Origin of the sequence: Amphritea sp., from assembly GCF_048266285.1 — a bacterium.
In the GTDB taxonomy this organism is placed as follows: domain Bacteria; phylum Pseudomonadota; class Gammaproteobacteria; order Pseudomonadales; family Balneatricaceae; genus Amphritea.
Genome location: NZ_JBLWZV010000001.1, coordinates 725,243 through 748,645 on the forward strand (window position 1 = coordinate 725,243; position 23,403 = coordinate 748,645).

The window sequence follows — 23,403 nt, forward strand, 5'->3', positions numbered from 1 at the left end:
GATTATCAAAAACGTCCCTGACGAATAAGTTTCATCCCCCTTAGAAAAGGCTCCCACATTTAGCCTTAACCACACGCTAAATGCTCATGTAGGAGCCGCCTCTGGCGGCGATATGTCTAGCCTAAGGCACCCAACCCCTCTGTAGGTGGCGTGCCCTCACGCCGCCTTCAATCGCGACAAGGTGTTGATCGCTACCTTTGGGCCTCGATATTATGAATAAAATTAAAAGCCACAAAAAAGCCCCTACCAACTGCATTGTCTAGCAGTTTTGTAGAGGCTTTTTCTATCTAGCCAAGCACTGAAAAGTAAGTGCTTAATGGCTATATTTTAAGGCGTTAATTACAGCTCGGTAATGCCACCCATGTAAGGCAGCAACACTTCCGGCACTTTCACATGGCCATCGGCTGTCTGATAGTTTTCCAAAATCGCGACTAGTGTACGCCCCACCGCCAAACCAGAACCGTTCAGTGTGTGCACCAACTCAGGCTTACCGGTTTCCGGGTTACGCCAGCGAGCCATCATCCGCCGTGCTTGGAAGTCCTCCATATTACTGCATGAGGAGATCTCACGGTATTTCTGCTGGCCGGGCAACCAAACTTCAATGTCGTATGTTTTCGCTGCACTGAAGCCTAAGTCGCCGCCACAGAGGGTCACGACACGGTAAGGCAGGTTCAGCATCTGCAGAATTTTCTCTGCATTACCGATCAATTCTTCCAGTGCTTCCCAAGATTTAGTCGGTTCAACAATGTGCACCAATTCAACTTTTTCAAACTGGTGCTGACGGATCATACCGCGGGTATCGCGACCATGACTGCCCGCCTCACTCCGGAAACAAGGAGTATGGGCAACAAATCTTAGCGGCATATCGGCGGCATCAATAATTTCGTCACGGACAATATTGGTGACCGGCACTTCCGCTGTAGGGATCAGGTAATAATCGCGCTCACCTGGGACCTTAAACAGATCTTCTTCGAACTTAGGCAGCTGACCGGTACCACGCAAAGAATCTGCATTGACCAGATAAGGGACGTAAGTCTCTTCATAGCCATGCTTAGCCGTATGGGTATCGAGCATAAACTGAATCAGCGCACGGTGCATCCGGGCGATACCGCCGCGCAGTACCGCAAAACGAGCACCGGTGATTTTGGCCGCCGTTGCGAAATCCAAACCGCCGTTCTGCTCGCCAAGATCAACGTGGTCTTTGGCTTCAAAATCTAGTTGGGTCGGCTCGCCCCATTTACGAATTTCGATATTATCGTCTTCCGTCAGGCCAGCAGGCACGGACTCATGGGGAAGGTTTGGCATCCCCATCAGCAATGCGTCCATCTGCTCTTGAACAATCTTTAATTGCTCTTTGGCGGCATCGAGTTGTTCACCAAGGGTACTCACTTCAGCGAGTAGTGGTGCGATATCTTCACCGGCCGCTTTTGCCTTGCCGATATTCTTGGAACGCGTATTACGCTCATTTTGTAAACGCTCGGCTTCAACCTGTACGTCACGACGCTGATTTTCCAGCGCATTAAACTCGTCTACTGGGAACTTATAACCCTTTTTCGTTAGTAGCTGCGCCACTTCTTCCGGGTTTGAACGGATAAATTTAGGATCTAGCATGATGTCAGAAACAACCTTAAAGTCAGAACAGGCGAGTAAACCATAAGCCGCTATACAGGGCGACCACGCAGAGCACTACGCTCATTAATATGTAAATTGCGGCGGACATTATATGCCCTTCTTGCAACATGGTCACGGCTTCCAGTGAGAAGGTGGAAAAAGTCGTGAAAGCACCCAGAAAACCAACCATCAATAATGGTCTTAATTCTGGGCTAATGCGGGCCTTTTCCATAATCAGGACAAAACAAATACCCATTAGAAAAGAACCCAGCGCATTACAGATCAGCGTACCGTAAGGCAGCTTAAACTGAGCATTGTTAATCAGCACGCCGCTGACCCAATAACGAGCCATGGCTCCAGCGGCGCCGCCGACAGCGACTGAAATAAGGTGCAGCATCGGTTATTCCCTATATCGTTGCTTGGCGCTGGCTTCATCCAGCGCTTTGAGATGCTTAAGTTTATCACCGATACGGATCTCAAGGCCGCGGGGCTCCGGTTGATAATACTGGCGATCGGCAATTTCCGCTGGCAAATAACACTCACCGGCGGCAAAGGCATCAGGCTCATCATGGGCATAACGGTATTCGGCACCGTAGCCAAGATCTTTCATCAGGCTAGTCGGTGCATTACGCAGATGCTCCGGCACATCATAACCGGGCTCACTGCGTACATCCGCCTTGGCCTGATTAAACGCCCGATAAACCGCATTACTCTTCGGCGCACTGGCACAATAGAGCGCCGCTTGCGCAATCGCCCGCTCGCCCTCTGCCGGACCAACCCGTTCGAATGCATCCCAGGCGTTGAGTGCCATCTGCATCGCCCGCGGATCAGCATTACCGATATCTTCCGAGGCAATAGCGACTAGCCGCCTAGCGATATAGAGCGGATCGCAGCCGCCGTCGAGCATACGGCAATACCAATACAGGGCACCGTCGGGGGATGAACCCCGCACCGATTTATGGAATGCCGAGATCATGTCATAAAACAGATCCCCCTGCTTATCGTAGCGACGGGCGCTGGACTTAAGCACCTCTTCGATAATCTGCGGCCCTATTGTATATTCACGGCCATCAAAATCTGCCAGATCAGCGGCGATTTCCAGCAGATTGAGTCCGCGCCGACCATCACCATCGGCAGCGGCGGCCAATTGCTCCATCGCGCCATCGGCAAACACCAATGGCTGTTGCGGAATTCCTCGGGCCTTATCATTCAACGCCCGCTGTAATAACACTTCGATATCGGCCTGTTCGAGACTGCGCAAGAGATAAACTCGGGCGCGGGACAGTAAAGCGTTATTCAATTCAAACGATGGGTTTTCGGTGGTGGCACCGACAAACAGAAAGGTGCCGTCCTCAATAAAAGGCAAAAAAGCATCCTGTTGCGACTTATTAAAGCGGTGCACCTCGTCGACAAATAAGATGGTTTTACGGCCAGACTGAGCCTTCACTTGCAGCGCTTGATCCACTGAGGCGCGGATATCCTTCACTCCAGACAGCACCGCCGAGAGAATAATAAAATGGGCATCCACTTGATGAGCTAGCAAGCGTGCCAGCGTGGTTTTGCCTACCCCCGGCGGCCCCCATAATATCATTGAATGCACAGAGCCCTGCTCTAGCGCTTTACGTAAGGGTTTGCCCGGCCCGAGCAGGTGTTGCTGGCCACAGTATTCATCGAGTGATTGAGGCCGCATCCGCGCCGCTAAGGGTTCGTAGTCAGGCTGTTGCGCATCAAAAAGATCGGCCATTAGTTAGCAGGCTCCGGGCTACTTTCGACGATCACATCGGTGCCTTCGGGCGGGCTAAATGTAAAAGTAGTATCTTCATACTCTGGATTAAGTTTTTGATTTTGAAACATTATAGATGTTCGCTGCCCGAGTGAATCTTCCATCTGTAATTCGCTAATCAAACCATCGGTGAACAGTAATCGAATGCGGGTAAACACCTCAGTTTCTTGTAATGGCAGAAGTTCAAACAACTGACTGTTACTCTTTTCTTGTAATAAGCGGATCTTATATTGGGACTTCAGTTGCTCTATCTGACCGTTAAGAATCAGCGCCGGAACCCCTGAATCATTCTCTGTTACCTTACGCTCAGTTGCCTGCTCTAGGTCGGGATCATAGATCCACAATGTTTCACCATCGCTGATCAGGGTTTGTGGAAATGGCTCTTTGGCAATCCAACGAAAACGGTTCGGTTTGGCCAGTAAGAGGGTTCCTCGGGAGCTTTCCATCCGGCGCGAATCATCGCGACCGGAAACCTGATCAAAGTCGGCACTGAAGCTATCAAAGGCACCTAATAGGCTATTGAGTCGATCCCCAGCACTTTCTTGAATATCGGCCAGCGCGGCGAAGCTGAGAGAACAACCCAGTACGGCAACGGCGGCTATCTTTTTAAATACCATCATTAATCCTTAGGCGGTGGTGGTGCCAACACTTCACGGGCACCATTATGACTAGCGGTAGAAACAACTCCCGCCGCTTCCATCGATTCAATCATCCGGGCAGCCCGGTTGTAACCAATTTTAAGTTTACGCTGCACCGATGAGATCGATGCTTTACGGGTTTGGGTGACAAAGGCAACCGCTTCATCGTAGAGGGCGTCCTGCTCGTCATCACTATCGCCCATCATGCCGGAACCACCCTCAACCACTTCAGATAGATCCGAGATAAGGTATTCCGGCTTGCCCATTTTTTTCCATGCTTCAACCACCCGATGCACTTCATCATCGCTGACAAAAGCGCCATGAACACGGTTAGGCAGGCTGCTGCCCGCAGGCAGATAAAGCATATCACCGTTACCCAGCAGATGCTCAGCACCGCTTTGGTCGAGTACCGTGCGGGAGTCAATTTTAGAGGATACCTGGAAGCCAATACGAGTTGGGATGTTAGCCTTGATCAAACCAGTGATAACGTCCACTGAGGGGCGCTGTGTGGCCAAAATAAGATGAATACCCGCCGCCCGTGCTTTCTGAGCAATACGCGCGATCAATTCTTCAACTTTCTTACCCACCACCATAATCATATCGGCAAACTCATCGATACAAACCACGATATAGGGCAATGTTTCAAGGTAAGGCGCAGGGGCATCCGAGGGCAAGCCCATCTCTTCCGGATTCCACAAAGGGTCCAACAAGGGCTCCCCCTTATTCCGAGCGGCGGTCACTTTATCGTTATAACCGGCGATATTACGTACGCCCATTTTTGACATCAGTTTATAACGGCGTTCCATCTCAGCGACACACCAGCGCAATCCGCCTGCGGCCTCTTTCATATCGGTAATAACCGGCGCAAGCAAATGAGGGACCCCTTCATAGACCGATAATTCAAGCATCTTAGGGTCAACCAGCATCAGTCGCACTTCATCCGGTGTCGCTTTAAACAGCAAGCTCAGCAGCATCGCATTGACGCCCACCGATTTACCGGAACCGGTGGTGCCCGCCACCAGTAAGTGAGGCATTTTAGCTAAGTTGGCGACGACCGGATTACCGGCAATATCATTACCCAGACCGAGTGTAAGCTTCGATGACGCTTCTTTATAAGGCTTGGAAATAAGCACTTCACTGAGGCGCACCATCTGCCGCTCTTCATTGGGAATCTCAATGCCGATCACCGACTTACCGGCGATCACTTCGACCACCCGCACGCTCATCACCGCCATTGACCGGGCTAAATCCCGTGCCAGATTGGTGATACGACTGGCTTTAACACCGGGCGCAGGTTGTAACTCAAAACGGGTAATTACCGGCCCAGGATTCACTTCGACGACCTCGGCAACGATACCGAAATCTTTCAGCTTACGTTCCAGCAAGCGTGACATATCTTCAAGCTGCTCGTCACTGTAGCAGTGTCCCTGCTTCAATTCTGGCGGGTCCAGCAGATCCAGTGAAGGAATGCGTCGTCGGGGTTCGCGACGAGGAGCCGTTTGAGCAATATGATCCAGCCCCAGCTCACTGTCTTTCATCGGCGTATGCGCTTCAGATAGCGGCACAACCTTAACCCCTTTGCGATCAAGCGCCACAGGTTGTGGTTGTGGTTGAGAACTGTATTCCGTTTGCGGGGCGGCGGCCATCGGCTCTGGTGTCGGTGTTACAACAGGCTCCACTTGACGAGTAGTAACATCAGCAGCACTTAGTTCTGGCGTAACATCCTGCGCGGCTCGCGCAGTGACGACAGGAATATCCTCGGACATTTCAACCCGCTTAGCCCTGCTTTGAGGATCGAGATCATAGGATTCCCACTCTGTTGTTTCGCTGACTGGCGCCGCAGTTAATGGGTCATGATCGGTATAAAGCGGATCGGCAGCCAAGGGCTGGTCAAACACCGGTTCCCGACGTATCAAGGGTGCCTGTTGAGCGGCTAGGTTAGCAGCTTCAGACTGTACTGCATCGGCAGCGCTGCCATGACGGGCGGCGGCACGTAATAAGTTACGTTTTTCTTCATCTGCCGCGGCATAAGGGTCGACTGACGGCGAGGTATCATTGTTAACACGGGCTTGGGGTTTCAACCATGCTGTCACCGACAACAGTCCGCGACCAAGCCGCTCTAGCAATTGCGCCCAAGAAAGCTCGAACATCAATGTCATACCGAACAACATCGCGGTCGCCAACACAATAGAGCTACCAGTTAAACTAAGCAGAGAGACCGCAACATCGGATAACGCCTGGCCACCCAAGCCACGCATACTGAAAGGCAGCTGACTTTCAGTATTCGATAGATGGGTGGCCGCAAAGGTAGCTAAACAGAGCAACACCATCACCGCCCCGGTCAAACGCAGCATCATAAACGGGATGCCATCAAGCAGGGAAACACTGCGGCGTAACATAAAGCGGACCGCGGGCACCAGCAACATCAGCGGAATCAGCCAAGATGCGATACCAAAAATGGACAGCGCTAAATCGGCCAACCAAGCACCGACTAAGCCGGTGAAATTATGCGCCAATGGCTGATAGCCTAGATGCGACCAGCCTGGATCGCGATGATCATAACCAAACAGCGCCAGTTGCAAAAACAGCGCAAAGCCTATTACCAAAATCAGCCCCCCCTCTTTCGTGATCCGTGCGAGCAGATCAGAAAAGGAGGCTATTTTAAATTCGCTAACCGGCGATTTAACGCTAGCATCTCGACGACTGGGCTGACTTCTATCTGTTTGGCTACGATGAGACAAGAAAAATATCCTTCCAACTATCCATAAAATGGCCTGAAAAATAACATATTTAGGCCCTACTCCCCAGACACAAAACCGACTTTTATACGCTTTCTTCAGCATACCCACCCAGACTGAGCAGGAACTGAACAATTCGACGCTAATTGCCTACTGTTTGCCGAGAAAACAAGCCGCTAGGCCTGATTAAAAAACCCCTATAACCCATCTGAGTAACAACAGCAGGAAAAATTCAACCACTCCCCCTGTTTTGTCCGCTTCCTGAAACGGGCATAATAGGCCCCAAGATCAGGCTTCAATACTAGCCCTCAATACCATGCGTGAACAGACAACGGATTATCCATGAGCGAAACACAACATCATAAACTGATTATTCTGGGTTCCGGCCCCGCCGGATACACTGCAGCAGTATACGCTGCCCGCGCGAATCTGAATCCCATTGTTATTACCGGCATGCAAGCCGGTGGTCAGTTGACCACGACCACTGACGTCGATAACTGGCCGGGCGATGTCGAGGGCGTGCAAGGCCCTGAACTGATGCAACGGATGCAGGCCCATGCCGAGCGCTTCGATACGCAGGTGATCTTTGATCATATCAGTGAAACCGATCTACAGAATCGCCCATTTCGGCTTAAAGGCGATATGGCCGAATATACCTGTGATGCCTTGATTATCTGTACCGGTGCATCCGCACAATATATCGGTCTCCCCTCTGAAGAAGCCTTCATGGGCAAAGGCGTCAGTGCCTGCGCGACTTGCGATGGTTTTTTCTATCGTGGCCAGAAGGTCGCGGTGATCGGTGGTGGTAATACGGCTGTCGAAGAAGCCCTGTACCTGTCAAATATTGCCGCTGAAGTAACTCTCATCCACCGTCGCGATAGCCTGCGCTCAGAAAAAATTCTGCAAGACAAGCTATTTGAGCGAGCCAAAAACGGCAATATCAACATTATTTGGAACCATCAACTCGATGAAGTACTCGGTGATGATATGGGCGTGACCGGTATTCGCATCAAAAGCACGGAAGATGATTCCACCCAAGAACTTGAGTTACAGGGGGCTTTCATCGCCATTGGCCATAAGCCGAATACCGAGATCTTTGGCGACCAGTTGGCGATGGAAAACGGTTATCTAAAAATTCAGACCGGCAGTCACGGCAACGCAACCCAAACATCCATTGAGGGCGTTTTTGCCGCTGGCGATGTGGCCGATCATATCTATCGTCAAGCCATCACCTCTGCAGGTTTTGGCTGCATGGCCGCACTGGATGCTGAACGCTACCTGGATGACCAAGCCTAAATGCTCCCTTGGTTAGATCCCAACAGCACACTGTTTCCGCCCATCAATCAGGCGTTGGATGATCCCAATGGTTTGCTCTGTGCGGGCGGAGACCTCAGTGCCGAACGGCTAATAGCCGCCTATCGACACGGTATTTTCCCTTGGTTTAACCCCGGCGAACCTATCTTATGGTGGTCGCCTGACCCTCGCTGCACCCTCGTGCCGGAGCAAGTTCACATCTCGAGGAGTCTGCGCAAAGCGATTCGCCATGCGCGCTTCGAGATCACCTTCGATCAGGCCTTTAGTGATGTTATCAAAGCCTGTGCGGCGCCGCGCAGCTATAGCGATGATACCTGGATCAGTACCCCGATGCAGAACGCCTATACCGAACTGCATCGACGGGGCGTCGCCCATTCGGTAGAGCTATGGCAAGATGGTCAACTGACTGGCGGGCTTTACGGCATTGCCATGGGACGGTTATTTTTTGGTGAGTCGATGTTCAGCCGCGCCACCAACAGTTCAAAAATAGCATTTGCCTACTTTGCCAAACAATTGCAAAAATGGGGCTATGCTTTAATTGATTGTCAGGTTGAGAATAAACATCTGACCAGCTTGGGCGCGAGATGCATTCCCAGAATTGAATTTAAACAATATCTTCAACAGCATCTAACGAGTGAACTGGATCACCCGTGGCAGTTTGATATTGATAAAGAAGACGTGGTACGAACCGAGTGAGTAACCTGAAAACCCTGCATTTTTATGCCACACCGGAACACGAGTGCAGCTATCTCGAAGGACTGGAAGCCAAAACGCTGTTCGTTGATCCACAGGAAGTGATCAACTTTGATGCTTACAGCCAGCTTTCTGATCTCGGCTTTCGCCGCAGCGGCAAACATATTTATCGGCCTTACTGCAGCCACTGTCAGGCATGCATCTCGGTGCGGGTTAATAGCCGGGAGTTTCATCCGAGCAAAAGCCAGAAACGCATTATCAACAAGAATAAAGATCTACAGGTAACCACCGCCCCACCCCAGTTCACAGATGAGTATTATGCACTCTATGAGCGCTATATTAATACGCGTCACAATGATGGCGATATGTACCCCCCGACCCCAGATCAATTCAGTGCTTTTCTGATCGAGGGCGGGCAAAAAGGCTGCTTTTATGAGTTTCGCGACCCTAGCGGCAAGTTAGTCGCGCTAGCAGTGACTGACTTTCTCGCCCAGGGCCTATCCGCTATTTACACTTTTTTCGATCCCCGAGAAGCCGCCCGAAGCCTTGGTAGTTTCGCTATTCTCTGGCAGCTGAAGGAGGTGCAGCGTTTAGAGCTAGAATATCTCTATCTGGGTTACTGGATACGCGAGTGCCAAAAAATGTCCTATAAAGTTGCCTACAGCCCGTTAGAGATGCTCATTAATGGCGAATGGATTGTCGTCGACTAACGTCAGAAAGTGACCGCGGGCCTTCGATTGGCGGAACAAAGAGACCGGCTAAACAGTGCCAAAACCCTCACATGCTGGCAGAAAAACTGCCCGATAATCTATTTTGGCAAGAATAAATTCAGATGAAATTTGGCGATTACTTTATTAATTCCGGCAAATCTCTTTGATATAACAGAGAAAATAAGGCAGAATACTGCGCTGCAAAATGTAGTATTGCAACTAATCAACTTAGGTAGGTACTGAATGTCTAAAGAAGACAGCTTTGAAATGGAAGGCGTTGTGACCGACACACTGCCTAACACAATGTTCCGGGTAGAACTGGAAAACGGTCATGTTGTTACAGCTCACATCTCCGGTAAGATGCGCAAAAACTATATCCGCATCCTGACGGGCGATAAGGTTAAGGTTGAACTCACACCTTACGACCTCACAAAAGGCCGCATCACCTACCGCGCACGGTAACAGCCTATAAAAAAAGCGACCCAAGGGTCGCTTTTTTTATTTCTCATCGGTGGATGGCGGTTAAACCGCCACCGCCGCATGAATTTCAATGTCATTATCTGCGTTCACCGTAATATCAACCTCCCCTCCCTCGTCGGCGAGCTCGCCAAACAGAATCATCTCTGCTAACGGTTTCTTCAGTCTTTCCTGAATCAAACGTTTCATCGGCCGTGCACCCATATTGGCATCATAGCCATTATCAGCAAACCATTGTCGTGCCGCATCATCGATATTCAACACAACATTCTTATCATCCAGTTGCGCCTGTAACTCGGTCAAGAATTTATCGACCACACCGGTAATAACCTCGGGTGATAACGCTTTAAACTGAATAATGCCGTCCAGACGGTTGCGGAACTCCGGTGTAAACAGCTTCTTGATTGCTTCCATGCCATCGGTCGTATGATCCTGATGACTAAAACCAATCGATGCACGGGTCATCTGCTCGATACCAGCGTTGGTCGTCATCACCATAATCACGTTACGGAAATCCGCTTTACGGCCATTGTTATCGGTCAACGTACCGTTATCCATTACCTGCAGCAACAGATTAAAGACTTCAGGGTGCGCTTTTTCGATTTCATCAAGCAATAGAACTGCGTGGGGCGTCTTAGTAACAGCCTCAGTTAGCAACCCACCCTGATCATAGCCAACATAGCCTGGAGGGGCACCAATAAGCCGTGAGACGGTGTGACGCTCCATATACTCCGACATATCAAAGCGAATCAGTTCGATTCCCATAATCCGAGCCAGCTGACTGGTTACTTCTGTTTTACCCACACCGGTTGGGCCGGCAAAGAGGAAAGAACCGACGGGCTTATTGGGTTCATTAAGACCTGCACGGGACAGCTTGATCGCTGCCGCAAGGGTATTGATCGCTTCATCCTGCCCCAACACCACCATTTTAAGATTGCTGTCGAGCTTTTTGAGCTGTTCTTTATCCGAAACGGTGACACTTTTTGCAGGGATTCGGGCGATCTTCGCCACAACGATCTCAACTTCAGTGACATCAATGACTGCATTACGCTCGGCTTCTGGCACTAGCTGCTGATAGGCGCCCGCTTCATCAATAACATCAATCGCCTTATCCGGCATGTGCTTATCATTGATGTAACGGTCAGCCATCTCAGCCGCTGCCCGCAAAGCCTCGTCTGTATAGGTGACATGATGATGATCTTCAAAACGGCTCTTAAGGCCTTGCAGGATCTGATAAGTATCATCAACGGACGGCTCAAGCACATCGACCTTTTGAAAGCGGCGCGCCAACGCCCGATCTTTTTCAAAGATGCCACGAAACTCTTGAAAGGTTGTTGAGCCAATACAACGCAACTGCCCGGAACTCAACAGCGGTTTAAGCAGATTGGAGGCATCCATCGAGCCACCGGATGCCGCCCCAGCGCCAATTATGGTGTGAATCTCATCAATGAACAGAATCGCGTGTTCCTGCTCCTTAATCTCATTTAACAGCCCTTTAAGACGCTTCTCAAAGTCGCCGCGATATTTAGTCCCCGCTAATAGCGCGCCTAGATCAAGGGAGTAAACAATACTCTCCGAAATAACATCCGGCACCTGCCCCTCAACAATCAGCTTAGCCAGACCTTCAGCGATCGCTGTTTTACCCACTCCGGCTTCACCGACCAGCAATGGGTTATTTTTACGCCGCCGTGACAATATTTGCACGACCCGCTCAACTTCAGCCCCACGGCCGACCAATGGGTCGATACGACCAGACATAGCCTGTTCATTCAGATTCACGGCAAAGTTAGCCAATGGACTTTTTTCTTTGTCCGCAGCCGGATCGCCTTCTAACAACCCCTCTTCTGCTGGGCGGCTATCATTTTCTTCAACCCGTGAGATACCGTGAGAGATGTAGTTGACCACATCAATACGCTCGATACCCTGCTGATTAAGCACATAGACGGCATGGCTTTCCTGCTCACTGAATATTGCCACCAACACATTGGCGCCGTTCACTTCAGCGCGTCCCGAAGACTGCACATGAAACACCGCTCGCTGTAATACCCGCTGAAAACCTAACGTTGGCTGGGTCTCAACATCCGGGATATCTTCTGGTAACAGTGGCGTAGTATCTTCGATAAAGGTACTGAGCAGGTTCCTCATTTTGTCGAGATCAACCGCGCATGCATCTAACACAGCACGGGCCTCGGTATTATCCAATAGAGCCAATAACAGGTGCTCAACTGTCATAAACTCATGTCGCTTAGCGCGCGCACTCTTAAAGGCAACGCTCAGCGTATCTTCAAGCTCTTTATTTAACATACATAACGCTCCGCTACGCTTTCTCTACTTCGCACAGAAGAGGATGTTGATTCTCTCTGGCACATTGATTAACTTGGGCAGCTTTCGTATCTGCCACATCACGGGTAAACACACCGCATACGCCCTTACCTTGAGTATGGACTGCTAACATTACTTGTGTTGCTTTTTCCTGATTCATACCGAAAAAACCCATTAGAACCTGAATGACGAAGTCCATTGGAGTATAGTCGTCATTTAGCAATACCACCCGGTACATCGACGGCCTTTTTAGTTCAGGCTTCGCCTCTTCAGTGACCACACCGGTATTATTATGATCAACAAAATCGTCATCATCTGACTTTGCCGAAAGCTGTAAATCATTAATTACTTGCCACATAGCATATCTCTAAAAGAATAATCAATTTTTTATATCCCATTATGGGCAAACCTTACTCCATAGGCCCTCTAGCCTAATGTTATACTGTATATGCAGGAGTTAAGAGTATGTGTTGTATCGGATGTCCCTGCATTTCAACAAGGGCAAATTTTCTCGTTTTCAACATTGTAGCAAGAGAGTTTGTTGTGGTAACAGGCCTAAAAGTATTTCAGGTCGCTGTAATTCGGATATTGGGGGGACGCCAATGCACACAGGGAAAGTCAAATGGTTCAATAACGCCAAAGGTTTCGGCTTTATTGTTTCACCGGATTTTGACGAAGATTTATTTGCGCACTATTCAGTCATTCTGTCAGAGGGCTATAAAAGCCTCAAAGCAGGACAGGAGGTTGAGTTTGAAACAACCCCCGGACCAAAGGGAATTCATGCAGTCAATATCAAGTTGATAAGCGTGACAGAAACTGAGGAGGCTAACTAACCGAGCGCACTAACACTCTCAACTTGTTTGAGAGTTTGCGGCGACCGAGCTGCATATATTATGCAAAACAAAAGAAAGGCAGACAGCGCTGCCTTTCTTTGTGTTACTCCTCTCCAATCTAACACTTCAAACATGACCTCCTATACTCATCACTAGATTACCGACAAAGAAACGCAGGCGTCGTCAAATTCAGCCCATCATTCAATCATTCACATATGTTCAATAATGGCCTGACCAAACTCAGAACAACTTAATAGCTGCGCGCCTTCCATCTGACGCTCAAAATCATAGGTAACCGTTTTCGCGGTAATTGCTCCTTCGACACCGTTGATAATCAGTTCTGCTGCCTCAAGCCAACCCATATGCCGCAACATCATCTCTGCCGAGAGAATGATTGAGCCAGGGTTTACCTTATCTTTGCCAGCATATTTAGGCGCCGTACCATGGGTTGCTTCAAAAATCGCCACTTTGTCCGATAAATTGGCCCCCGGCGCAATACCGATTCCACCGACTTCCGCCGCTAAGGCATCAGAAATATAATCACCATTAAGATTTAACGTAGCCACGACATCGTATTCAGCCGGGCGCAGGAGAATTTGCTGCAACATGGCATCAGCGATGACGTCTTTAACGATAATCTGCTTACCGTTGTTAGGGTTAATGAAACTCATCCACGGCCCGCCATTGAGTGGCTGCGCACCGAACTCATCTCGCGCAATCTCATACCCCCAATCCTTGAAAGCCCCCTCGGTAAACTTCATGATATTGCCTTTGTGCACCAGGGTCAGCGACTCGCGGTCATTATCGATGGTGTATTGCAGCGCCCGACGTACGAGGCGTTTAGTGCCTGCTTCAGATACCGGCTTAATCCCAATACCACACTGGCTATCAAAGCGGATCTGCGTAACGCCCATCTCCTCTTTAAGAAAACGGATCACCTTGTCCGCTTCTGGACTACCCGCTTTCCATTCAATCCCGGCATAGATATCTTCAGAGTTCTCTCGATAGATCACCATATCGACATCACCGGGATTTTTGACCGGGCTCGGCACCCCCGTAAACCAGCGTACCGGGCGCTGGCACACATACAGATCTAACTCTTGACGCAAGGCCACATTCAATGAACGGATACCACCCCCTACCGGGGTCGTCAACGGCCCTTTGATACCGACCGCAAACTCCTTAAATGCCGCCATCGTTTCTTCTGGCAACCAAGTGTCTTGATCATAAATTCCCGTGGCTTTTTCACCCGCATAGACTTCCATCCAAGCAATCTTGCGGGCCCCGTCATAGGCTTTATTGACGGCGGCATCGACCACCTCTAGCATCACCGGCGATACATCAATACCAATACCATCGCCTTCGATATAGGGAATAATCGGATGATCAGGGACATTCAGCGAGTTATCATCATTCACTGTGATCTTACTGCCATCAGGAACCGTAATCTTTTTGTATGCCATTATCTGCTCCATGTTTTCTGAGAATATGACCTTGCAGACACAGTATAGACGCTGATAACCTGCCTGCCCGTCCAATCCAGATGATCTGCCGGAAAAGTCTAATGTCAGAAATAATCGTATTCAATAAGCCTTTTCAAGTGCTTACCCAGTTTACCGATAGCCAAGGGCGCCCCACCCTCGGTAATTATATTAAGCGCAAAGGCGTTTATGCGGCGGGACGTCTCGATTATGATTCTGAAGGATTGTTGATTCTGACCGACAATGGACAGTTACAGCACAAACTCTCCGATCCACGTTTTAAACTGGAAAAAACCTACTGGGCTCAGGTCGAGGGTGAGATTAGCGATGAGGCGCTACAGCAGTTGCGCCAAGGCGTGACATTAAAAGATGGCGTCACCCGCCCAGCTAAAGCGAGAAAAATCTCTGAGCCAGCTATCTGGCCTCGCACACCGCCAATCCGCGAACGCCAAAACCAACCAACCAGTTGGGTAGAACTTAAAATCAGTGAAGGAAAAAATCGACAGGTTAGACGGATGACCGCCGCCGTAGGTTTTCCAACCCTGCGTTTGATTCGCGCAGCCATCGGCAATTGGACACTAGAGCAGCTTAAACCGGGAGAATACCGTACCGAGGAGGTGGTAATGCCGGCCGCGCCGCGCCAACCACGGACGACTAAGCCGTCTAGCAGCAGAACCCCGCATGCACGCCGTAGTGACAAGGCCAGGACTCATGGCGGTAAAGCCCGCAGCAAACCGGCCCGGAAACAGCGCTAACAAACTTACCAACTCTCGGCTGCATCGAGATCCGATTGTTTCGCCTCGACCCAGTGCTCACCGGCGGTGGTGATCTCTTTTTTCCAAAACGGCGCGTCCCGCTTAAGGTAATCCATAATAAACTCAGCCGCCTGAAATGCTGCTTGGCGATGGGCACTGGCAACACCGATAAAGACAATATTGTCATTCAGGGCGAGACGCCCGACACGATGAATCACCACGACATTCCCTAAGTGCCAGCGTTGCCGGGCCTGCGCAATAATCCGGCTGAGTGCTTTTTCCGTCATCCCCGGGTAGTGTTCAAGATACATCGCCTCTAACCCCGGCCCACTGGCCAATTGGCGAACCACGCCAGTAAAGGTAACGATCGCGCCATTGCAGGCATCATCCGCCTGTAATTGCTGGGATAACTTTGTAACTGAAAAATCTTCAGTTTGAACCGAAACAATATCTTTCAACAATCGTCACTCCAAAATACAGCCAAAAGCAGTCAAAAATGGTAAGGTTGCCCGCCAGAGTCTGCTGCGCCTAAGACGCAGCCAGTTAACACAACGGGCCGATAATCTGCCCTTAATATACGGGATGAGAAATGCGTTGGACACCCCATGCCACCGTGGCAACCATTATTGAGCAGGATGGCAAATTTCTCTGCGTAGAAGAGGAATCCGTCTCACGGGGCCAGCGGGTCATTAATCAGCCAGCCGGCCATATCGAAGCGAATGAGCGCTTTATCGATGCCGCCATCCGCGAAACCCTAGAAGAAACCGCTTGGCATGTCACGCCGACAGCACTGGTAGGCGTGTATGTTTATACCGCCCCCGCCAATGGCATCACCTATCATCGTTACTGTTTTGTTGCGCAGGCCGACCGGCACGAGCCGACTCTGCCACTGGATACTGGTATTATCCGGGCCCTGTGGCTCAGCCGTGCGGAACTGGAAGCACAACAAGCGCGACTTCGCAGCCCGATGGTCACCCGATGTATCGATGATTACCTTGCCGGCAAACGTTTTCCATTATCGCTGATCGTCGAACCTGATCATCACTAAAGCATTGAAATCTGCGACTCTGGTCGCATATACACTTAATCATCCTTGAAGGTCATATACAGTTCCCATGTCAGACTCAGCCAACATAACCTCTGCAGCCCCTGCAGCCACCAAAGTCATTGTCGGTATGTCCGGCGGTGTGGACTCATCCGTTTCAGCACTGTTGCTGCAGCAACAGGGGTATCAGGTGGAAGGCCTGTTTATGAAAAACTGGGATGAGGATGACGGTACCGATTACTGTACCGCAATGGACGACCTCGCCGATGCGCAGGCAGTGAGTGATAAGCTCAATATCAAGCTACACACCGCTAATTTTGCCGCCGAGTATTGGGATAATGTCTTTGAGCACTTCCTCGAAGAGTATAAAGCGGGCCGCACACCCAACCCGGATATCCTCTGCAACCGAGAAATAAAATTCAAAGCCTTTTTAGAATACGCCAAAATGCTCGGGGCCGATAAAATCGCCACCGGACACTATGTCCGTCGAGGCGAAGCCAATGGCAAAGCGACACTACTCAAAGGGCTCGATAACAACAAAGATCAAAGCTATTTTCTGCATCAAGTCGGCGCTGAAGAACTAGCACAAACCCTCTTCCCCGTTGGCGAACTGGAAAAACCAGAAGTCCGCCGACTGGCCGAACAGCACGACCTGATTACTCATAACAAAAAAGACAGCACCGGTATCTGCTTTATCGGTGAACGTCGTTTTACCGATTTTCTTAAGCAGTACCTGCCCGCTCAGCCCGGTAAAATAGAAACCCCCGAGGGCGATGTCATTGGTGAACATCAGGGCTTGATGTATCACACCATTGGGCAGCGCCAAGGACTTGGCATCGGCGGCTTAAAAAACTACCCAGAAGAGCCGTGGTTTGTCGCCGAAAAAGATCTCGAGCGCAATGTTTTGGTAGCGGTTCAGGGACAGCAACATGAGCTGTTATTTAGCCATTGGCTAACGGCCAGCGATATCTTCTGGATTAATGGAGAGAAACCCGCCCTACCGCTTAACTGCCGTGCTAAGGTACGCTACCGCCAGTCGGATCAAGCCTGCACCATTTTTGCCGATGGCGAGGGCTATCGCATCGAATTTGAACAACCCCAACGCGCGGTCACCCCCGGCCAGTCTGTCGTCATTTACTGTGACGAAGTCTGCCTAGGTGGCGGCGTCATCGAAACGACCGGAAAAGCGTAAGGAGACTGATCAGCTATATGTCCAGAGCAGAAGATCAACAAGCCATCGCGCTGGCAGGCCTGTTTCAGGCGGCCAGCTTGGTAGAACAAATCGCAACCCGGGGGATGGTGCCGCAAAATAGCTTCGAAACCTCATTGGCGAGTCTTTTCGTCACCAGCCCTGACACCACCGAAGAAATTTATGGTGGCGTACATGATCTACCGATCAATCTAAGCCAGGGTTTTAGGGGGCTGAATGAGCTGCTCGATAAAAGTAAAGCGGAACAAAACCAAGACGTCATCCGCTATGGGCTAAGCATTATCCATCTCGAACGCAAACTCAATAAACGCCCGGATTTACTGCAAAATATTGGTGAACGGATCGATAAAATTATCCAACAAGCTCGCTACTTCGCCGAAGAAGGCACCGACTTGAAAGATAATCCTGCGGCGTTCACCCACCCGACCGTCATCGCCAACCTCGCCAGTCTCTATCAGGATACGCTGAGCACCTTTAGCTTTCGCATTCAGGTAACGGGTGAACCCCGCCATCTGCAAAATGCCGAGAATGCGGCCAAAATCCGCGCCCTCTTATTAGCAGGCATTCGCGCGGCAATGCTATGGCGTCAAGTGGGTGGTAAGCGCTGGCATCTATTGTTTTTTAAATCGCGATTGCGCCCATCGGTCAAACAGATCATGGGGCATCATTAATCGGCGACAAATAAATGGCCGCCAGATTTTCCCTACGGCCCTATTTTAGCTATAATCCGCGCTCAAAATTTAACCCAGTCAGGTATTTACTCGATATGGATCTTACGTCTCTTTCTGCGATCTCCCCAATTGATGGTCGTTACGGTAGCAAAACCGCTGATCTACGCCCGGTCTTCAGCGAGTTCGGTCTGATTCGCGCCCGTGTAACGGTTGAAGTTCGCTGGTTGCAGAAGCTTGCCGCACACCCGCAAATCACCGAAGTTCCACCACTCAGCGAAGCCGCTAACGCAGTGCTTGATGCGCTGGTTGATAACTTTAGCGAAGCACAGGCTAACCGCGTAAAAGAGATTGAGCGCACCACCAACCACGATGTTAAAGCGGTTGAATACCTGATTAAAGAGTCGATTGCAGATAACGCAGAACTGGCCGCCGTCAGTGAGTTTGTTCACTTTGCCTGCACCTCTGAAGATATTAATAACCTATCCCACGGCTTGATGCTCAAGCAGGGCTTGGATGTGATGCTGCCAATCATGCAGCAGGTCAGCGACGAGATTGCTCAACTGGGCCGCACCTATGCTACCCAACCGATGTTATCACGCACCCATGGCCAGACCGCTTCACCGACCACCGTTGGTAAAGAGATGGCCAACGTGGCTTACCGGTTACAACGACAGATCAATCAACTGGAAAAAGTTGAGCTGCTGGGCAAGATCAATGGTGCCGTGGGTAACTATAACGCGCACCTCTCCGCCTATGCTGATATCGATTGGGCCGAGAACGCACAGACATTTGTGGAAAGCTTAGGGCTGACATTTAACCCTTACACCACACAGATTGAGCCACACGACTATATTGCTGAGCTATTCGATGCAGTGTGTCGCTTCAACACCATCATCATCGATTTCGATCGCGATGTTTGGGGCTATATCTCTCTGGGCTACTTTAAGCAGAAAACCATTGCGGGCGAAGTCGGTTCTTCAACTATGCCGCACAAAGTTAACCCCATCGACTTCGAAAACTCTGAAGGTAATCTGGGTATCGCTAACGCGGTGATGCAGCATCTGGCCGCTAAACTGCCAGTCTCTCGCTGGCAGCGTGACCTAACCGACTCCACCGTGTTACGTAACATGGGTGTTGGCTTCGGTTACAGCTTGATCGCTTACCAATCGAGCCTGAAAGGCATCAGCAAACTAGAACTTAACCCAACACGCTTAGATTCCGACCTGGAAAATAGCTGGGAAGTCTTAGCTGAACCGATTCAAACCGTGATGCGTCGTTACGGCATTGAAGAGCCGTACGAAAAACTCAAGGCCCTGACCCGTGGTCAAGATATGAATAAAGCCACTATCTTGGCTTTTGTTGATACTCTTGATATGCCTCAAGCGGCGAAAGATGAGCTGAAGCAATTAACGCCTCATAGCTATATCGGCAACGCGGTAGATCAAGCTAAAGCGATCTAAGCACAGCACTGACGATGACTAAAAAAGCAGAGCTAACGCTCTGCTTTTTTATTGCTTGGTATTACTAATTGCTAACTAATCACTCTAACTAAGTTCTTTAACTGGTTGATTTATGGAAAAAATAATAGCTAAAGATGGCACTGAAATCCATTACCTCCGGTTAGGAAAAGGCAGCCCTGTGCTGTTTCTGCATGGCTGGAGTGCTAGCGCCAAAGACTGGCTGCCCTTTGCCGCCGAACTGGCCGATGACCATGATGTTATCTGTTGGGATGCCCGTGGACACGGTGGTCATCACCTGCCGGCGGGTACAGCTACCGATGTACAAACCATGGCGGCTGATCTACAGCAGCTCATCGAGCACCATGATCTACAGAACCTAACGCTCGTTGGCCACTCGATGGGGGCTCTGACCCTATGGCAATATATTCGCGATTTTGGCTGTGACCGTTTGGCCGGTATCGGCATTATTGATCAGTCCCCTAAACTGGTTACCGATGCGCACTGGGTAAATGGCATCTATGGCCATTTTGATGCCCATGCCAATCAACAATTGATTAAACTGTTACGGGAAGATTTCGCCGAAGGGCTACTACAGCTGGTGGCTAATGGCTACAATCAAAAATCATATGAAAATTACAGCCGTAATTCTCGTGGCTTTCAGCAGATGCGCGAGCATCTACAGCGCTTAGAGGCAGAACCCTTAGTACAGTGCTGGGAAAGTTTGACCGCCGCCGACTACCGCGACGTACTGCCACAGATCAGTGTCCCCGCCCTGTTAATTTATGGTGACGAGAGCCAGTTCTATGCCAAGCCGGTTGCTGAATATGTCAGGGATCATACTCCCCAAGCAGAACTGCACATTTATGAAAAAGCCGATCACTCGCCACAACTATGGCATCGAGAGCGCTTTATCTGGGATATTAAGCAGTTTATCAGCCAACTAAAAATGGCCTAAAGCGCTTTAGATAGACAACAATCCTGACCTGAAACAATAACCGTCAGCCGGTAACACATTAAGATTAAGCGCCTGACATGAACAACGAAGACTCTATGCTCAACAATATACGTATCGTACTGATCAACACCTTTCATCCGGGTAACATTGGCGCCGCCGCTAGAGCGATGAAAAACATGGGGCTAAGCCAACTCTATCTGGTGGAACCGCGCATCTACCCAGATGAAGAAGCCGATGCCCGTGCCGCCGGGGCGAAAGATCTGCTCGACAGTGCGGTCGTGGTTGACACCCTTGATGAAGCGATCGCCGATTGCCAACTCGTGATTGGCACCAGCGCCCGCAACCGTACCTTTGATCTACCTATTTTCGATGCCCATGACTGCGCTCGAAAAGTAGTTGGGGAAGCTCAACAGGGAAAGGTCGCTATTATTTTTGGCCGCGAAACCATGGGGCTGCACAATGCCGAACTGCAGAAATGTAACTACCATGTCTACATTCCGGCCAATCCTGACTACCCCGTACTGAATGTCTCAGCGGCTATTCAACTCGTGTGTTATGAAATCTGGCAGGCTCACCTGAAGCATGATTTTATCCCTCAGGAAGAGCCCTATCCGCTGACCGAAGATATGGAGCGGTTCTATACCCATTTAGAAAGCGCCCTGCATAAAACCCGCTTCATCATCCCGCAGCATCAGGGCAAGGTGTTGGATAAATTACGCCGTTTCTTTAATCGTTCCCGGCCGGAACGTACCGAACTGAATATGTTACGCGGGATTCTCTCTTCTATCGACGAAACCGTGGCAAACCTAAGCGCGGACAAAACATCCGACAAGCAACAGGATAAAGGATCTGACCAATGAGCGATTCACCCTTTGGCGATATCTCCATCGAAGAATTTCTACGGGATTACTGGCAGAAAAAGCCACTCCTGGTACGTAACGCCTTCCCGGATTTTGATGCTCCGGTGGGTGCCGACGAACTGGCAGGCCTCTCTCTGGAAGATGATGTTGAATCCCGTTTAGTGATTCAAAGCCCAGATAATAATGACTGGGAGATCAAGCACGGTCCCTTTGATGATGAAACCTTTGCTGCCCTGCCCGAAAGCCATTGGACTCTGCTGGTACAAGCAGTCGATCACTGGGTGCCTGAGGCCAGTGAGATTGTTGAGCAGTTCCGTTTTATTCCTAACTGGCGTTACGATGACCTCATGGTCAGCTTTGCTAGCCAAGGCGGCGGTGTTGGACCTCATTACGATAACTACGATGTGTTCCTGATTCAGACCCAAGGCCAGCGTCGCTGGGAAGTTGGCGGTTTTTTTGATCAGAACTCAGCCCGGCGACCCAATACTCCGGTGATGATCATGACCGACTGGGATCCTGAATATAATTGGGTATTAGAACCCGGTGATATGCTCTACATTCCACCTCAGGTTGGCCATAACGGCATCGGCGAATCCGATGACTGCATGACCTATTCGGTTGGTTTTAGAGCGCCTTCCCATGCTGAAATTATGCGTAACTTCACTGATTTTATCGGTGAGACCTTAACCTCGGAATCACGCTATACCGATCCTGATCTTAGCTTGCAAGATAACCCCGGCGAGATCCGCCCCGAAGCATTAGATAAAATCCGAACAATCTTTACGGATTATTTGCAGGATGATGCTCGTCTAGGTGAGTGGCTGGGAAAATTTGTTACCGACCCTAAATATCCTGAGCTGGATCAAAGCCCTGAGCAGCCCGCCACCATTGATGAGATCAGAGACGCCTTACAAACAGGCGATCTATGTTTTATTCGTAATGAAGGTAGCCGCTTCTCCTACAGTGTCATTAATGACGATCAGGTACAGCTATATGCCGACGGTAACTGTTTCAAAGTGTCCGGTACTTGTTGCACCTTAGCCAACAGTCTCTGCCAAACCCCTGCCATTGTGATTAACCAAGGTGAATGGAGTGATCAACAGTTACAGTTATTAGCCGACCTGTATAACCAAGGCTCCCTGTATACCGAGTAGCCACAACCATAATCGCCTTAATGGGATACACAGGAAAAGACCTTAAGCACGTCTTTTTCTGTGTTAACAAACAGTTAAATTATCCCATCGGCTCTATCTACCTCGCCAACGCGCGTTTTATCGAATTTTACACGGCGTTGTAGTGAGGTCACACTTATATTAATTAGCTATATATAAAATATATTTTTATAACCAATAGTGAGTGTAAAAAGACTAAAATTCCCCCAGTACCAAAGTCGCTAGACTTTAGACTATATCGACTCAACCCCTTATGGTGCTTGCCCCTGCTGCATCGCAGCAAGTCAGCACCCATGTAGTTTAACTACAACACCTAAGTCGCTGTTAATGTAGTAAAGCTACAGCTTTGCTGCTGCGCACAAAAATCCTTTGACCACTTGTCTTAAAGCCAGCATGATGGGCTCTCTATAAGGCGTCGGCCACTTCGACAATTTGCTGACGCAGGATGTAAACCGCTATACACCAGACCCACTTAATGTTATCTGATATAGCTACTAACAGAAGGATTCACCATGTCTACTCTGAATAATGATATCGAAACAGTTGGAGCCCTCAAAGAGACCTACGGCTCAGCTTGGAACGCTATCAACCCTGAATCTGCTGCCCGTATGCGTGCACAAAACAAATTCAAAACCGGTCTGGATATCGCTAAGTACACTGCAGGCATTATGCGTC

General features: G+C 49.9%; 22 protein-coding genes and 1 pseudogene. 14 read left to right on the forward strand and 9 right to left on the reverse strand.

Annotated features, from left to right (window positions below; genetic code table 11):
• Nucleotides 1-339: 339 nt before the first annotated feature.
• The 5 genes from serS to ACN0T0_RS03450 are packed head-to-tail and all read right to left on the reverse strand — an operon-like array spanning nt 340 to nt 6,773.
• The gene (gene serS, locus ACN0T0_RS03430; RefSeq protein ID WP_417223314.1) at nt 340-1,611 is read right to left on the reverse strand and encodes a serine--tRNA ligase; all 1,272 of its coding nucleotides are present in this window, start codon (nt 1,609-1,611) and stop codon (nt 340-342) included.
• Nucleotides 1,612-1,633: 22 nt separating this feature from the next.
• Nucleotides 1,634-2,008 carry a fluoride efflux transporter CrcB gene (gene crcB, locus ACN0T0_RS03435; protein ID WP_417223316.1) on the reverse strand — a complete coding sequence of 125 codons (375 nt, stop codon included), beginning with the start codon at nt 2,006-2,008 and terminating at the stop codon, nt 1,634-1,636.
• Between the two features lie 3 nt (nt 2,009-2,011).
• Nucleotides 2,012-3,355 carry a replication-associated recombination protein A gene (locus ACN0T0_RS03440; protein WP_417223318.1) on the reverse strand — a complete coding sequence of 448 codons (1,344 nt, stop codon included), beginning with the start codon at nt 3,353-3,355 and terminating at the stop codon, nt 2,012-2,014.
• Nucleotides 3,355-4,011 carry an outer membrane lipoprotein chaperone LolA gene (gene lolA, locus ACN0T0_RS03445; protein ID WP_417223321.1) on the reverse strand — a complete coding sequence of 219 codons (657 nt, stop codon included), beginning with the start codon at nt 4,009-4,011 and terminating at the stop codon, nt 3,355-3,357. Before lolA ends, ACN0T0_RS03440 begins: the two co-directional genes overlap by 1 nt.
• Nucleotides 4,012-4,013: 2 nt before the next feature.
• On the reverse strand, nt 4,014-6,773 hold the full coding sequence (locus ACN0T0_RS03450; protein WP_417223324.1) for a DNA translocase FtsK: 2,760 nt from the start codon (nt 6,771-6,773) through the stop codon (nt 4,014-4,016).
• Between the two features lie 339 nt (nt 6,774-7,112).
• Here ACN0T0_RS03450 and trxB point away from each other — a divergent pair, with 339 nt between their 5' ends.
• The 4 genes from trxB (at nt 7,113) to infA (ending at nt 9,949) form a co-directional block, all read left to right on the forward strand.
• Nucleotides 7,113-8,066 carry a thioredoxin-disulfide reductase gene (gene trxB / locus ACN0T0_RS03455; protein ID WP_417223327.1) on the forward strand — a complete coding sequence of 318 codons (954 nt, stop codon included), beginning with the start codon at nt 7,113-7,115 and terminating at the stop codon, nt 8,064-8,066.
• Nucleotides 8,067-8,780, forward strand: coding sequence for a leucyl/phenylalanyl-tRNA--protein transferase (gene aat, locus ACN0T0_RS03460; protein ID WP_417223330.1), 714 nt, complete (start codon nt 8,067-8,069; stop codon nt 8,778-8,780). It begins immediately after the preceding gene.
• Complete coding sequence (locus ACN0T0_RS03465) at nt 8,777-9,487, forward strand: arginyltransferase (protein ID WP_417223333.1); 711 nt, start codon at nt 8,777-8,779, stop codon at nt 9,485-9,487. Before aat ends, ACN0T0_RS03465 begins: the two co-directional genes overlap by 4 nt.
• 243 nt (nt 9,488-9,730) lie before the next feature.
• Complete coding sequence (gene infA, locus ACN0T0_RS03470) at nt 9,731-9,949, forward strand: translation initiation factor IF-1 (RefSeq protein WP_091359137.1); 219 nt, start codon at nt 9,731-9,733, stop codon at nt 9,947-9,949.
• A 60-nt stretch (nt 9,950-10,009) separates the two neighbouring features.
• On the opposite strand, the gene clpA is transcribed toward infA, so the two are convergent.
• Nucleotides 10,010-12,268 (reverse strand): ATP-dependent Clp protease ATP-binding subunit ClpA, encoded by a 2,259-nt coding sequence (gene clpA, locus ACN0T0_RS03475; protein ID WP_417223335.1) that lies wholly within the window; start codon nt 12,266-12,268, stop codon nt 10,010-10,012.
• A 13-nt stretch (nt 12,269-12,281) separates the two neighbouring features.
• Entirely contained in the window at nt 12,282-12,644 is a 363-nt protein-coding gene (gene clpS, locus ACN0T0_RS03480; RefSeq protein ID WP_417223338.1) for an ATP-dependent Clp protease adapter ClpS, read from the reverse strand.
• A 244-nt stretch (nt 12,645-12,888) separates the two neighbouring features.
• On the opposite strand from clpS, the gene ACN0T0_RS03485 reads away from it, so the two are divergent.
• Entirely contained in the window at nt 12,889-13,119 is a 231-nt protein-coding gene (locus tag ACN0T0_RS03485) for a cold-shock protein (protein ID WP_417223341.1), read from the forward strand.
• Nucleotides 13,120-13,328: 209 nt separating this feature from the next.
• Here the strand turns inward: ACN0T0_RS03485 and icd are convergent, their stop codons facing one another.
• A complete protein-coding gene (gene icd, locus ACN0T0_RS03490) occupies nt 13,329-14,582 on the reverse strand; it encodes an NADP-dependent isocitrate dehydrogenase (protein ID WP_417223344.1) in 1,254 nt (417 codons plus the stop codon).
• A gap of 101 nt (nt 14,583-14,683) precedes the next feature.
• Between icd and ACN0T0_RS03495 the strand changes: the two genes are divergently transcribed.
• Nucleotides 14,684-15,355 (forward strand): pseudouridine synthase, encoded by a 672-nt coding sequence (locus ACN0T0_RS03495; protein WP_417223346.1) that lies wholly within the window; start codon nt 14,684-14,686, stop codon nt 15,353-15,355.
• A 5-nt stretch (nt 15,356-15,360) separates the two neighbouring features.
• On the opposite strand, the gene moaE is transcribed toward ACN0T0_RS03495, so the two are convergent.
• Entirely contained in the window at nt 15,361-15,813 is a 453-nt protein-coding gene (moaE, locus tag ACN0T0_RS03500) for a molybdopterin synthase catalytic subunit MoaE (RefSeq protein WP_417223349.1), read from the reverse strand.
• A gap of 131 nt (nt 15,814-15,944) precedes the next feature.
• Here moaE and ACN0T0_RS03505 point away from each other — a divergent pair, with 131 nt between their 5' ends.
• The 8 genes and pseudogenes from ACN0T0_RS03505 to ACN0T0_RS03540 form a co-directional block, all read left to right on the forward strand.
• Complete coding sequence (locus ACN0T0_RS03505) at nt 15,945-16,403, forward strand: NUDIX hydrolase (protein WP_417223352.1); 459 nt, start codon at nt 15,945-15,947, stop codon at nt 16,401-16,403.
• 67 nt (nt 16,404-16,470) lie between these two features.
• Nucleotides 16,471-17,592, forward strand: coding sequence for a tRNA 2-thiouridine(34) synthase MnmA (gene mnmA / locus ACN0T0_RS03510; RefSeq protein WP_417223354.1), 1,122 nt, complete (start codon nt 16,471-16,473; stop codon nt 17,590-17,592).
• Between the two features lie 17 nt (nt 17,593-17,609).
• Nucleotides 17,610-18,281: a high frequency lysogenization protein HflD gene (gene hflD, locus ACN0T0_RS03515; RefSeq protein ID WP_417223357.1), complete on the forward strand. Its 672-nt coding sequence runs from the start codon at nt 17,610-17,612 to the stop codon at nt 18,279-18,281.
• A 95-nt stretch (nt 18,282-18,376) separates the two neighbouring features.
• Nucleotides 18,377-19,741: an adenylosuccinate lyase gene (gene purB, locus ACN0T0_RS03520; protein ID WP_417223360.1), complete on the forward strand. Its 1,365-nt coding sequence runs from the start codon at nt 18,377-18,379 to the stop codon at nt 19,739-19,741.
• A 112-nt stretch (nt 19,742-19,853) separates the two neighbouring features.
• The gene (locus ACN0T0_RS03525) at nt 19,854-20,696 is read left to right on the forward strand and encodes an alpha/beta fold hydrolase (RefSeq protein WP_417223363.1); all 843 of its coding nucleotides are present in this window, start codon (nt 19,854-19,856) and stop codon (nt 20,694-20,696) included.
• 95 nt (nt 20,697-20,791) lie between these two features.
• Nucleotides 20,792-21,556 (forward strand): tRNA (cytosine(32)/uridine(32)-2'-O)-methyltransferase TrmJ, encoded by a 765-nt coding sequence (trmJ, locus tag ACN0T0_RS03530; RefSeq protein ID WP_417223393.1) that lies wholly within the window; start codon nt 20,792-20,794, stop codon nt 21,554-21,556.
• Entirely contained in the window at nt 21,553-22,710 is a 1,158-nt protein-coding gene (locus ACN0T0_RS03535) for a JmjC domain-containing protein (RefSeq protein ID WP_417223366.1), read from the forward strand. Before trmJ ends, ACN0T0_RS03535 begins: the two co-directional genes overlap by 4 nt.
• Before the next feature lie 530 nt (nt 22,711-23,240).
• Nucleotides 23,241-23,403: pseudogene (locus ACN0T0_RS03540) on the forward strand (isocitrate lyase); the annotation flags it as partial.

Coding starts and splice junctions, on each gene's coding strand:
- serS (WP_417223314.1), bottom strand. CDS start 1,611: ATGCTAGATCCTAAATTTATCCGTTCAAACCCGGAAGAAGTGGCGCAG.
- crcB (WP_417223316.1), bottom strand. CDS start 2,008: ATGCTGCACCTTATTTCAGTCGCTGTCGGCGGCGCCGCTGGAGCCATG.
- ACN0T0_RS03440 (WP_417223318.1), bottom strand. CDS start 3,355: ATGGCCGATCTTTTTGATGCGCAACAGCCTGACTACGAACCCTTAGCG.
- lolA (WP_417223321.1), bottom strand. CDS start 4,011: ATGGTATTTAAAAAGATAGCCGCCGTTGCCGTACTGGGTTGTTCTCTC.
- trxB (WP_417223327.1), top strand. CDS start 7,113: ATGAGCGAAACACAACATCATAAACTGATTATTCTGGGTTCCGGCCCC.
- aat (WP_417223330.1), top strand. CDS start 8,067: ATGCTCCCTTGGTTAGATCCCAACAGCACACTGTTTCCGCCCATCAAT.
- infA (WP_091359137.1), top strand. CDS start 9,731: ATGTCTAAAGAAGACAGCTTTGAAATGGAAGGCGTTGTGACCGACACA.
- clpA (WP_417223335.1), bottom strand. CDS start 12,268: ATGTTAAATAAAGAGCTTGAAGATACGCTGAGCGTTGCCTTTAAGAGT.
- clpS (WP_417223338.1), bottom strand. CDS start 12,644: ATGTGGCAAGTAATTAATGATTTACAGCTTTCGGCAAAGTCAGATGAT.
- ACN0T0_RS03485 (WP_417223341.1), top strand. CDS start 12,889: ATGCACACAGGGAAAGTCAAATGGTTCAATAACGCCAAAGGTTTCGGC.
- icd (WP_417223344.1), bottom strand. CDS start 14,582: ATGGCATACAAAAAGATTACGGTTCCTGATGGCAGTAAGATCACAGTG.
- ACN0T0_RS03495 (WP_417223346.1), top strand. CDS start 14,684: ATGTCAGAAATAATCGTATTCAATAAGCCTTTTCAAGTGCTTACCCAG.
- ACN0T0_RS03505 (WP_417223352.1), top strand. CDS start 15,945: ATGCGTTGGACACCCCATGCCACCGTGGCAACCATTATTGAGCAGGAT.
- mnmA (WP_417223354.1), top strand. CDS start 16,471: ATGTCAGACTCAGCCAACATAACCTCTGCAGCCCCTGCAGCCACCAAA.
- hflD (WP_417223357.1), top strand. CDS start 17,610: ATGTCCAGAGCAGAAGATCAACAAGCCATCGCGCTGGCAGGCCTGTTT.
- purB (WP_417223360.1), top strand. CDS start 18,377: ATGGATCTTACGTCTCTTTCTGCGATCTCCCCAATTGATGGTCGTTAC.
- ACN0T0_RS03525 (WP_417223363.1), top strand. CDS start 19,854: ATGGAAAAAATAATAGCTAAAGATGGCACTGAAATCCATTACCTCCGG.
- trmJ (WP_417223393.1), top strand. CDS start 20,792: ATGCTCAACAATATACGTATCGTACTGATCAACACCTTTCATCCGGGT.
- ACN0T0_RS03535 (WP_417223366.1), top strand. CDS start 21,553: ATGAGCGATTCACCCTTTGGCGATATCTCCATCGAAGAATTTCTACGG.